Source organism: Nostoc sp. 2RC, assembly GCF_014222165.1.
Taxonomy (GTDB): domain Bacteria; phylum Cyanobacteriota; class Cyanobacteriia; order Cyanobacteriales; family Nostocaceae; genus Nostoc; species Nostoc linckia.
The window spans coordinates 1-8,967 of sequence record NZ_JACKZU010000342.1; the positions used below are offsets into that span (position 1 = coordinate 1).

General features: G+C 45.1%; 10 protein-coding genes and 26 tRNA genes. 31 read left to right on the forward strand and 5 right to left on the reverse strand.

Annotated elements, in window-relative coordinates; all coding sequences use genetic code 11:
- Position 1 precedes the first annotated feature (1 nt).
- On the forward strand, positions 2–955 hold the full coding sequence (locus GNE10_RS27515) for a tyrosine-type recombinase/integrase (protein ID WP_260447060.1): 954 nt from the start codon (positions 2–4) through the stop codon (positions 953–955).
- 14 nt (positions 956–969) lie between these two features.
- Here the strand turns inward: GNE10_RS27515 and GNE10_RS27520 are convergent, their stop codons facing one another.
- Together GNE10_RS27520 and GNE10_RS27525 are read right to left on the reverse strand one after the other, a co-directional pair.
- Positions 970–1,512: a hypothetical protein gene (locus GNE10_RS27520; protein ID WP_103140934.1), complete on the reverse strand. Its 543-nt coding sequence runs from the start codon at positions 1,510–1,512 to the stop codon at positions 970–972.
- Entirely contained in the window at positions 1,509–2,003 is a 495-nt protein-coding gene (locus GNE10_RS27525; RefSeq protein WP_103140933.1) for a DUF4365 domain-containing protein, read from the reverse strand. The genes GNE10_RS27520 and GNE10_RS27525 overlap by 4 nt, the downstream gene beginning before the upstream one ends.
- A gap of 196 nt (positions 2,004–2,199) precedes the next feature.
- Between GNE10_RS27525 and GNE10_RS27530 the strand changes: the two genes are divergently transcribed.
- From GNE10_RS27530 to GNE10_RS27670, 29 genes are all read left to right on the forward strand, one after another.
- On the forward strand, positions 2,200–2,778 hold the full coding sequence (locus tag GNE10_RS27530) for a hypothetical protein (RefSeq protein WP_103140932.1): 579 nt from the start codon (positions 2,200–2,202) through the stop codon (positions 2,776–2,778).
- Between the two features lie 430 nt (positions 2,779–3,208).
- The gene (locus tag GNE10_RS27535) at positions 3,209–3,745 is read left to right on the forward strand and encodes an HNH endonuclease (protein WP_185568756.1); all 537 of its coding nucleotides are present in this window, start codon (positions 3,209–3,211) and stop codon (positions 3,743–3,745) included.
- A gap of 198 nt (positions 3,746–3,943) precedes the next feature.
- Positions 3,944–4,019, forward strand: a tRNA-Asp gene (locus tag GNE10_RS27540).
- Between the two features lie 88 nt (positions 4,020–4,107).
- Positions 4,108–4,182, forward strand: a tRNA-Cys gene (locus GNE10_RS27545).
- A 5-nt stretch (positions 4,183–4,187) separates the two neighbouring features.
- Positions 4,188–4,259: transfer RNA gene (locus GNE10_RS27550), tRNA-Ile, on the forward strand.
- A gap of 6 nt (positions 4,260–4,265) precedes the next feature.
- A tRNA-Trp gene (locus GNE10_RS27555) sits at positions 4,266–4,337 on the forward strand.
- 12 nt (positions 4,338–4,349) lie between these two features.
- Positions 4,350–4,421: transfer RNA gene (locus GNE10_RS27560), tRNA-Glu, on the forward strand.
- Positions 4,422–4,431: 10 nt separating this feature from the next.
- Positions 4,432–4,513, forward strand: a tRNA-Tyr gene (locus tag GNE10_RS27565).
- A gap of 4 nt (positions 4,514–4,517) precedes the next feature.
- Positions 4,518–4,605, forward strand: a tRNA-Ser gene (locus tag GNE10_RS27570).
- 3 nt (positions 4,606–4,608) lie between these two features.
- A tRNA-Arg gene (locus GNE10_RS27575) sits at positions 4,609–4,682 on the forward strand.
- A 6-nt stretch (positions 4,683–4,688) separates the two neighbouring features.
- Positions 4,689–4,765 (forward strand) — tRNA-Phe (locus GNE10_RS27580).
- 9 nt (positions 4,766–4,774) lie between these two features.
- Positions 4,775–4,849 (forward strand) — tRNA-Asn (locus GNE10_RS27585).
- Positions 4,850–4,854: 5 nt separating this feature from the next.
- Positions 4,855–4,931 (forward strand) — tRNA-Gln (locus GNE10_RS27590).
- 5 nt (positions 4,932–4,936) lie between these two features.
- A tRNA-Gln gene (locus tag GNE10_RS27595) sits at positions 4,937–5,010 on the forward strand.
- 5 nt (positions 5,011–5,015) lie between these two features.
- Positions 5,016–5,090 (forward strand) — tRNA-Leu (locus GNE10_RS27600).
- Between the two features lie 4 nt (positions 5,091–5,094).
- Positions 5,095–5,168 (forward strand) — tRNA-Pro (locus GNE10_RS27605).
- A 6-nt stretch (positions 5,169–5,174) separates the two neighbouring features.
- Positions 5,175–5,248, forward strand: a tRNA-Leu gene (locus GNE10_RS27610).
- Between the two features lie 87 nt (positions 5,249–5,335).
- Positions 5,336–5,410, forward strand: a tRNA-Lys gene (locus GNE10_RS27615).
- Between the two features lie 6 nt (positions 5,411–5,416).
- Positions 5,417–5,490 (forward strand) — tRNA-Leu (locus tag GNE10_RS27620).
- 2 nt (positions 5,491–5,492) lie between these two features.
- Positions 5,493–5,565: transfer RNA gene (locus GNE10_RS27625), tRNA-Met, on the forward strand.
- A 7-nt stretch (positions 5,566–5,572) separates the two neighbouring features.
- A tRNA-Thr gene (locus tag GNE10_RS27630) sits at positions 5,573–5,646 on the forward strand.
- 8 nt (positions 5,647–5,654) lie between these two features.
- Positions 5,655–5,726 (forward strand) — tRNA-Gly (locus tag GNE10_RS27635).
- 23 nt (positions 5,727–5,749) lie between these two features.
- Positions 5,750–5,820, forward strand: a tRNA-Gly gene (locus tag GNE10_RS27640).
- A 5-nt stretch (positions 5,821–5,825) separates the two neighbouring features.
- Positions 5,826–5,901, forward strand: a tRNA-Val gene (locus GNE10_RS27645).
- 6 nt (positions 5,902–5,907) lie between these two features.
- Positions 5,908–5,982 (forward strand) — tRNA-Arg (locus GNE10_RS27650).
- 3 nt (positions 5,983–5,985) lie between these two features.
- Positions 5,986–6,060, forward strand: a tRNA-Ala gene (locus GNE10_RS27655).
- A 6-nt stretch (positions 6,061–6,066) separates the two neighbouring features.
- A tRNA-His gene (locus GNE10_RS27660) sits at positions 6,067–6,140 on the forward strand.
- Between the two features lie 7 nt (positions 6,141–6,147).
- Positions 6,148–6,230, forward strand: a tRNA-Ser gene (locus GNE10_RS27665).
- A 21-nt stretch (positions 6,231–6,251) separates the two neighbouring features.
- Positions 6,252–6,467: a hypothetical protein gene (locus GNE10_RS27670; RefSeq protein ID WP_185568759.1), complete on the forward strand. Its 216-nt coding sequence runs from the start codon at positions 6,252–6,254 to the stop codon at positions 6,465–6,467.
- Between the two features lie 24 nt (positions 6,468–6,491).
- Here the strand turns inward: GNE10_RS27670 and GNE10_RS27675 are convergent, their stop codons facing one another.
- The 3 genes from GNE10_RS27675 to GNE10_RS27685 are packed head-to-tail and all read right to left on the reverse strand — an operon-like array spanning position 6,492 to position 7,940.
- On the reverse strand, positions 6,492–6,893 hold the full coding sequence (locus GNE10_RS27675; RefSeq protein ID WP_185568762.1) for a CopG family transcriptional regulator: 402 nt from the start codon (positions 6,891–6,893) through the stop codon (positions 6,492–6,494).
- Positions 6,890–7,534: an AAA family ATPase gene (locus GNE10_RS27680; protein WP_017655427.1), complete on the reverse strand. Its 645-nt coding sequence runs from the start codon at positions 7,532–7,534 to the stop codon at positions 6,890–6,892. Before GNE10_RS27680 ends, GNE10_RS27675 begins: the two co-directional genes overlap by 4 nt.
- 40 nt (positions 7,535–7,574) lie before the next feature.
- Positions 7,575–7,940 (reverse strand): VOC family protein, encoded by a 366-nt coding sequence (locus tag GNE10_RS27685; protein ID WP_185568763.1) that lies wholly within the window; start codon positions 7,938–7,940, stop codon positions 7,575–7,577.
- 483 nt (positions 7,941–8,423) lie between these two features.
- Between GNE10_RS27685 and GNE10_RS27690 the strand changes: the two genes are divergently transcribed.
- The coding region (locus tag GNE10_RS27690) for a GNAT family N-acetyltransferase (protein ID WP_185568766.1) at positions 8,424–8,967 on the forward strand (544 nt) is incomplete at its 3' end.

Here is an 8,967-nt window from a genome sequence, read left to right on the forward strand (position 1 = left end):
TCTGGTAAGGGTTGTAGAGTTAATTTTTACAAAACTTTACAACGTGTCCCATTTTGCACGTATCCCGGCTGTACCCCATAAGCGATCGCTCAACACCAAGCGCGAATACCAGAAAGACCTGAAAGATTTCTTCTTATTCGTCGCCAAAAAAGAACCCAGCCGGGATTTAGTGTTAGAGTTCCTTCACCTGGAACAGCGTCACGCCGTTGCTGTGGTTCTCAAGTACAAAGCGCACCTAATTAAGAAAAAGCTGGCTGAAGCTACGGTGAATCGTCGTCTTAGTGCTATCAAGTCGATGGTGGAGATGGGGCGACGGCTGGGTGTCTGCAATTTCTCCTTGGATGATGTCAAAGGTGAAAGGGTCGAAACCTACCGCGACACTACTGGAATTAGAGCAACTGACTATGCCCAAGTTATAGCGTTGGTTGACCAGAATACTTTAAAGGGTAAGCGCGATTATGCCATTCTGCGATTACTTTGGGATAATGGCTTGCGCCGTAATGAGATAGTCAACTTAAATGTGGGTGACTTTAACGCCAAAGAAAAAACGCTCTCAATCCTGGGTAAAGGCAAAGGTAGCCAGAAGGAAGTTCTTGACCTATCAGACAAAACTGCATTGGCGATCGCCGGTTGGATTAAAGCTTCTAAGAAAAAACGTGGCAGTGACCCGCTTTTTACAGTGCTGGCCTATCACAAAAATGGCGCGAGATTAACCGGGGAGGCAATCAGGCGATTGGTGGATGGGTTATGTAAGCAAGCCGGAATTACTAAGAAGATGTCGCCCCATCGTGTCCGCCACAGTGCGATTACTACAGTATTGGATCTTAATAATGGCAACTACCGTGCTACTCAACGTTTCAGCAGACACGCTCAAGTGCAGACGGTACTGAAATATGATGATAACCGCCAGCGTTTGCAAAAGCAGATGAGTGATTCAATATCAGAATTGATTTAGTAAGACTTAAGAATTTAGATATTGTCAATTTGAAATTTTCGAGGATTTCTCAGAAGAAAATGATTGTCAACTTTGACTAAATCACCTGTGCAGTGAATCCGTAAACGTTCCTGATAAGCTTTAATAGCTAAGATATAATCATGGTCAGTTAGTTCGGTTTTTATTTCTTGTAATTTCTCAAAAATTGACCCAAGTAAAGTAATTTCTCCACTCAATTTATCAAGAGAAGGAGTAGCAATTTGCATGACTACACCAAGAACCGTGAAGTTGGGATAGTTCGTAATAAATTCGCTTAAAATATCAACTTGGTCACGATTTTCTACTGTCGATAATATTTTCAATATATCGCTGATTCTTTCGGCATAATCTCCTAAATTATGTTGGAGAGGTAGCAAAATTTCATATTCAGGAGCCGCATCTTTTTTTAGTCGCCAAATTGAACCAGCATCATTATAAATACGTCCTGTCTCGTGCCAGCCTGTTGCTTGCAAGTGTGCCTGTATCACTTCAGGGTTAACGGTTTTGAGGATTTGACTGTCTTTAATAGTAACTTTCATGGCAATCCTCCAAAACTAATACGTTGAATGATGGCTTGGAGTGCATCAGGTGTCAACTGATTACTACGGGGTATTTCAATAGTAACATTGGTTGTGTTTTCGGTGTCTGGCATCCCGCGCAAGGATATCCAGTAAGCACAATATCGAAGGCATAGTTCTTCTTCTGTTTGTTTTATCCAATCTGTTATTTTTTCGGGAACTAAAACAACTACTAAGATTCGAGGGACAAGAGCATTGATTTTTAAATCATTATAATTTTTGAGATTGAGGGGATATTTAATATAGTTTTCCTCAAGAATCTCTCTGGCTGTACATTTTAGTTGTAGTTCTAGTCTAGGAGAAAGGATTTTACCTGTGCCACCTCTGCTAACTATGCCTAAATCTACGCTGTCGTTATCAACTTCTGGTCTATATAAAGAATAACCTGCAACGGCGGCGATGGCTCTAACATAGGTAATGCTAAATTGTTCTTTTTGTTGATTGATGTCCATTAAATTATCATCAGGGAATGTTTCATAGAAAAAAACAGCACATACTATTGATAAATTTACCTAAATTAGCCGTAATTATTCCTAGTTACGATTAATTAGAGCAAACTGCACCCAGCAGCGATCTCCCAGTTCTGGGGGAAAAGTCACCACAAAGCGGTAAACTGTCTACACTGGACGTGTATAACCAAGTGTAGAAATGGCAAAAGTTGAACGGGAATCAATCAACTTCAAACTGCCCAAGCCTTTGGTTGAGGCACTTAGAGCCACAGCTAAAGAACGCAACACCACCGCCACAGATTTGGTGATTCAGGGTCTACGTTACGTCCTGGGTGAAGTAAATGGTATGGAAACTGATGTAGAAACCCGTCTGCATCAACTAGAAGCAGAATTAAACCGTCTTACCAGTGGTATAGAAAGCAGTGTGGAAAATCAATTAGGGCAACACTCCCACCGCTTAAGCAGCTTAGAACAAAAGCTAGAAGCGATGGCAACCAAGCTAGCACAATTAGAGGGCGCACTTAATGCAGGGCAGCGCTACAAAAGTCCAGCCAGAAGACAAGGTTATGCTTACAACAGCCAAGTTCCTCAATCGCTAGAACTTCAGCCATTCCTAGCAGAGAATTTAGCTAAAAGGTTGGGAGTAGATACAGCAACCCTGGCGCGTGAGCAAAAAAATAAAAGTCAATTTGAATTTGAAAGCTGGAGCCGCAATCGAGATCCAAGCAGTACAGCGTGGCGCTATCAGGATGACGGGCTTTACCATCCCATCAAGTAAACTCCAATCGAAAGCGAATCAGTGGGTTAACTGCGATCGCCCCCTCATCCTCCAAAACAGGTGCTAGACAAACCCATGTTACAACTGTATTATTAAAAATAACCTTAATTACAAATACTACAAGCCTTCAATGAGCCGCAGATTCTCCTCAACCATTAGTAGCGCGATGCATTGCCAACCCAGCCAGGGTTTAGGCAGAGTCATTGCGCTGTTTGCGTTTGAGGGAAGAACATATCGCTTTAGCTGCGCCGATAAATCTACAAATGTAGGCGTTTTGGGAGCAATTGCCGAATGGCTGAATCCAGATCAACTTATCCAGAGCGGGAGGTGCAGATGTCTAGCACCAACATAGGGACAAAAGTATCGATGACCTGACCCCCGCTTCTTTTCACCAGAGGCGGGGGTTATTTTTTAAGGAGTAAATCAAATTATGGAAGCTCAACCACCTTTTCAGCAACCACACATATTACAAAACTCAGTGGTGGTGTTCTCTAAGAATTACCTACCACTAGCACGCATCAACATCAAACGAGCAATCGTGCTATTAGTCACAGGTCAAGCAGAGTCTGTGAATTTTGGTACTACAAAGCAGTGGGAAGTGCGAGCGCCTAGCGTTGTACTACAAGTACCTGAACACATTCGTTTAACCATTGGCAATCCCGAACGGCATTGGAAAGTACCCCCCGTGAATCGGCGTGAAGTACTCAAGCGTGATAACCACACCTGCCAATACTGCGGTAGCACCAAGCATCTAACGCTTGACCATGTAATCCCTCGTTCCAAAGGTGGACAGCATACCTGGGATAACGTTGTAACAGCTTGTGAGCGTTGTAACTCTACAAAGAGCGATCGCCTACCTCATGAAGCTGGAATGGTACTGAAAACCAAGCCTAAAGCCCCGATTCACCCAGCAGTTGCATTTGCAGAACAGTTCTGGAACACACAACGCCTGAGTGAGAACGAGTAACTTCAATCCTAGCCAGAGAGGGCACTACAGATATTAAGCAAGCTTGCCCTCTCTCCTCTCAAAAAAATTTTGTAGTATGCCCTTGACACTTTGTAATACATTGTGTAGTATAAATGTAGTGAAGCACTACAACCTCCCAAAAAGGCAGAGAGCTAACACTATCAGAACCATGAAAACTGAATCATTGCCACCCAACGTGGGGGTGTAGCTTAGTCCGGTTTAAAGCAGTCGCCTGTCGAGCGAAAGACCGTGAGTTCAAATCTCATCATCCCCGCCTTGTAGCCTTGTGGACGACTAGATAAGTCGCTCTGATTCTCAGTCAGAGAGAAGCGGGTGCAGCTCCCGTCAAGGCTTCCAAATGTGTCCGAGTAGCCAAGTGGGAAGGCGTTGGTCTGCAAAACCAACTATCGTGGGTTCAATCCCCACCTCGGACTCCAAGCGTTGCAGCGTCACCTAACGGCAAGGTACTCGGCTCATAACCGAGAGTATACGGGTTCAACTCCCGTCGCTGCTATCAAATGCAGGGATGGTGTAATTGGCAACACCACAGTCTCCAAAACTGTTGTTCTGGGTTCAAGTCCTAGTCCTTGCGTTTTACTCTCTGCCCCCGTGGACGAACGGTTAAGTCGCTGCTCTTTCAAAGCGGAAATTGCGGGTTCAAATCCCGTCGGGGGAATTGTTGATCTGGGTCGGCTCACCTATTGGTGTAGGTAACGGTCTGTAAAACCGCCGCGTTCAGTGTTGCTGGTTCAAATCCAGCCCGACCCATCACGGAGAGATTGCTATTGGCAAGGCAAGCTGTTTGCTAAACAGTCGTGAGATTCATCATCTCACTGTGGGTTCAACTCCCTCTCTCTCCGCCTGAGAACGTGGTGTAACTGGATAACACGTCAGTCTACGAAACTGAAGATTGAGAGTTCAAGTCTCTCCGTTCTCGCCTTATCCCCCGGTAGCTCAGTTTTGGTAGAGAGCGCTGGTCTGAAAAATCAGAGGTCGTCAGTTCGATTCTGACCTGGGGGACTGGCACATTGCCCTATAGCTCAATGGCAGAGCAAGCGGCTGTTAACCGCGAGGTTGTAGGTTCAAGTCCTACTGGGGCAGCCATTTATTACCGAGTAGACGAATTGGTAGAGTCACCTGTCTCTGAAACAGGAGTTTGTAGGTTCAAACCCTACCTCGGCAGCCAATTATTGGGAAGTAGGCAAACAGGCAAAGCCGTCGCACTTTGAATGCGAAGTTTGAAGGTTCGATTCCTTCCTTCCCAGCCTATACTCCCGTAGCCCAATTGGAAGAGGCGGCTGTCTCAAAAACAGTCTGTGTGTGGGTTCAAATCCCACCGGGAGTACTAACGGGATGTGGCGCAACTTGGTAGCGCGGCAGCTTTGGGAGCTGAAGGTTGTAGGTTCAAATCCTACCATTCCGATCATTTGCCCTTGTGACGAAACTGGCAAACGTGCTGGTCTTAGAAACCAGATTTTGTGGGTTCGACTCCCACCAAGGGTACTGATACTCCCGTGGCGAAATTAGTAAACGCTTCCGTTTGAGGGACGGAATTGTTGCTCTTTCAAATCCTGTCGGGAGTACCAACTTGGGCGTTTGGCAGAACGGTTATGCTCCTGACTTTTAATCAGGCTGACACAGGTTCAACTCCTGTAGCGCCCACCAAAACTTGCCCCTGTGACCCAAGTGGAAGAGGTGCCAAACTTAAAATTTGAAAGTTGCTGGTTCAAATCCAGTCAGGGGTATCGCGGAGATGGAGCTATGGTGCGCTCTGGGGTCTCATAAGCCTTCACGTACCGGGTTCAAATCCCGGCTCCGCTACTAAATGCTGGTGTAGCTCAATGCGGCAGAGCAACTGACTTGTAATCAGTAGGTTGCGGGTTCAACTCCTGTCACCAGCTTAACTAACGCGATCATGGTGTAGTGGTAAACACCCTTGGCTTCCAACCAGGAGACACGAGTTCGAGTCTCGTTGATCGCTCTGAACCTTATAGGTTCTTCAATGCGGATGTGGTGTAAAGGCAACACCGGAGTATGCCAAGCTCCAAATGCGAGTTCAACTCTCGTCGTCCGCTTTCATAGCCCTGTAACTCAGTGGGGAGAGTGCCTCTCTTACAAAGAGGAAGTCGCTCTTTCAATTCCTGTCAGGGCTACCAATTGATGGGAGTGTCGCCTAATGGATGGGCATCGATCTTCTAAATCGATTTGTAGGGGTTCGAGTCCCTTCACTCCTGCCACATGGGGTCATAGCTCTAACTGGCTAGAGCGCCTGTCTTGCACACAGGAGGTTAGGGGTTCAAATCCCCTTGGCTCCACTGATGGTGTCTGAAGCCAAAGCGGTCGCGGCGCTGGTTTGTGGAACCAGTCATAACGGGTTCAAGTCCCGCCAGACACCCCTAAATGGAAGATGCTGCTCAAGGGAGGGCAACTAGTCTTGAAAACTAGAGCAGGGTAATACCTGGGAGTTCGATTCTTCCATCTTCCGCCTTCCACCAGAAGCCGAAAAGTGAGGCGCTGTGCTGATAACACAGTCATAGGAGGGGCAGTACCTCCCTGGTGGATTATTTCTGCGATGCCTACGGCGGGTGGAGCCATCGCCTTCATTTGTGGTAGTTCATCCAGAAGACTTGATCGCAGCGCACCCAACACAAATGCACCAGTACCACAAGCTCTTTCAAACATTAGAAAAGGCGATCGCAGTATTACACGCATCGCCTCATAAATACTGCATTACTGCATTACTGCATTACTCTTCAACTTCTTTCAGTGCTTCATCCAGCAGAAACCGCACAATTTCAACCTTTTTCCTACCTGTCTTCGCCGCCAATACAGACAGCTTACGGTGCATTGACTCAGTTAAATCCACAGTTAGTCTAATTGTTGGTTCCTTGGGAGTGGCTGGCTGGAGTTGGGACATAATACTAGGCTTGGTTGCTTGAGGTGTAGGTGTAGGTGTAGGTGTAGGCTGGGTTTGCGCTTCTGGCTGAGTTTGGTTTTGAGTTGTTGGTTGTTCTGGTGCTGGCTCCTCATCCTTCTCATCTTCCAGGTTCGCGTTCACTTGCGGTGGGAGAGTTTCCTTTGTAGCTGACTCACCATAAACAAACTCACGCGCCAGGGCATCATCCAGGGACTTTCGTTTTTTAGTCATTTGAGCATCCCCAAAATTTCTTTAAATAGTCGCTCATATTCCCGCCCTGATTCTGCTGCTGGACGGCCTGATAAATCCCAAATGGTTGCAGCTTGACCAAAGGTGTCAGCGATCGCTTGTTTTTGGTGAATCACCGTTTTCAGCACCGTTACCTCTTTTGTTTTAGATAACAGTGCGATCGCTTCATCGAGTAATTTTGTCCCTTTGACAGCACGGCTAACAAATATTGCTGCTTTGGGCGCACCACCACGCACTGACTGAGCTTGTTTAATCAGGCGAACAGCATCACTAGCAGATTGCAGGTCTAGACCTGTGGGCTGACAGGGAACAACAGCTAGGTCAGTCCTGAATAATATCGCCCTGCTAGCTTCAGATAAACCAGCTGGCCCATCCACAATCAGATAATCACACTTTTGCGCTAATTCTGGGATTTGCTCTAAGAGTTCATCGGGTGATTGCAGTACAGTAGTAGGAATCTCGCCACCTTCCATCGACTGGAGCCAAATGGAACTACTACGCTGGGCATCGGCATCTAGCAAGTGAACTTTGTGCCCCTTGCGAGACAACCAACAGCTGATGTGTACAGCAGATGTTGACTTGGAGCAACCACCTTTTTGATTGATAAACGCAATTACTGACATACTTACTTAATTACTGCATTACTGCATTAATGAAAAAATATCATAGTTCTGTAAGCTCGACCTTCCGACCGTCAGGATCAGTTAGCACCACCCGACGACCCCACCGACTGGAATGGATAGTAGGTAATACAGTGTCGCTAATTTCTTGAAGTTGAGTAAGTACATGATCAATGGAGGCTACCCGAAACCCCAGCATAGTTGCACCACCTTGTACGGGTTGGGGTGCAGATCCCTCGGTTCCTGGATAAATTTCGATTGTACTTGTGCCTAACGTACAAGCATAATGAATCAACCCCTGACCGTGACACTCTTGCTCAAACCTCAGTCCCAAAGCTCTGTAAAAAAATAATGTACTCAGAACATCACCAGTTCTTAAAACTATCAGACTTAACTCAGGGTGAGACATTAATTTTACTGCATCACTGCATTACTGCATTAAGTTTATCAGTGATTTAGTTATGGCATAGGAAAACAAGTGTTACTGGAACAAGAGGAAGGGACAAGTTCAACTTGAACTTGGAGCGATCGCCTAGATGCAGCCAGCAGATGGTAAAAAAGGTATAAAAAACCTCAAAGTAAGAAATTTGAGACGGGAATTTCTTACTTGAGTTGCAACAATCAAGCTATAGTAATGCTTTCGAGAGCCAATGCTGTTAATCTTTCTTGCGTGATTGAAGCTCTTGGATCTGGGGAAGTTAAGGTTAAAGATTTAAAATAAGTATATATTTATACAAATAAATTACCCCAGGAAAATATAAATGTTTCTGAGTAAAATTGTCGTTTTTAAATCTTTCTCTGCCCCAGCTACCTCACAGGATTGACAAAGTGACAAATTTGCTGCTAGAGAACCGAAAAAAGTAACTATGAAATTAGAAAAGGTAACCAAAAAGTGAAAATTGACGCACAGTTCAAAATTGAAGCGATAGATAATCATTCCCCACACCTAGAAACAGTAATAAAATTGTGGCGAGCTAACTCACAAACACTTGGTAATTTTCCCAAAGGAGCTTTTGAGGAACGAGCAGCGTGTCGTCAAATCCTTGTCGCACTTGATTCTGAAGGAGCCTGTGTTGGTTATTTGTTATATCGATATTCACGAGATTGGTTTATTATCACTCATCTGTGTATCGATCCTTCATGTCAGGGTAAGGGAGTAGCTAAACAACTTGTAGATCACCTTAAACAAATCACAAAATCTTCTCGGGGTATTAAGCTAAAGTGCCGTCGAGATTATAACCTACAAGGGATGTGGTCGAGCTTTGGTTTTATTGCCAAACGCGATGTAGAAGCCAAGGCTAAAAATAAGAAACTTACTGTTTGGGAGTTAGAACACAATCCTCTTCCTCTGTTGTCCACAATGATTAAACAACAACTTGAGTCTAAGTTGTGTGTAATGATTGCTCCTGATATCTTCTTGGATTTATATATAGATG

Bases quoted from the DNA above. Each gene is read 5' to 3' on its own strand.
- GNE10_RS27685 (WP_185568763.1), bottom strand. From the start codon at position 7,940: ATGTCTCACCCTGAGTTAAGTCTGATAGTTTTAAGAACTGGTGATGTT.
- GNE10_RS27525 (WP_103140933.1), bottom strand. From the start codon at position 2,003: ATGGACATCAATCAACAAAAAGAACAATTTAGCATTACCTATGTTAGA.
- GNE10_RS27520 (WP_103140934.1), bottom strand. From the start codon at position 1,512: ATGAAAGTTACTATTAAAGACAGTCAAATCCTCAAAACCGTTAACCCT.
- GNE10_RS27675 (WP_185568762.1), bottom strand. From the start codon at position 6,893: ATGACTAAAAAACGAAAGTCCCTGGATGATGCCCTGGCGCGTGAGTTT.
- GNE10_RS27680 (WP_017655427.1), bottom strand. From the start codon at position 7,534: ATGTCAGTAATTGCGTTTATCAATCAAAAAGGTGGTTGCTCCAAGTCA.
- GNE10_RS27530 (WP_103140932.1), top strand. From the start codon at position 2,200: ATGGCAAAAGTTGAACGGGAATCAATCAACTTCAAACTGCCCAAGCCT.
- GNE10_RS27535 (WP_185568756.1), top strand. From the start codon at position 3,209: ATGGAAGCTCAACCACCTTTTCAGCAACCACACATATTACAAAACTCA.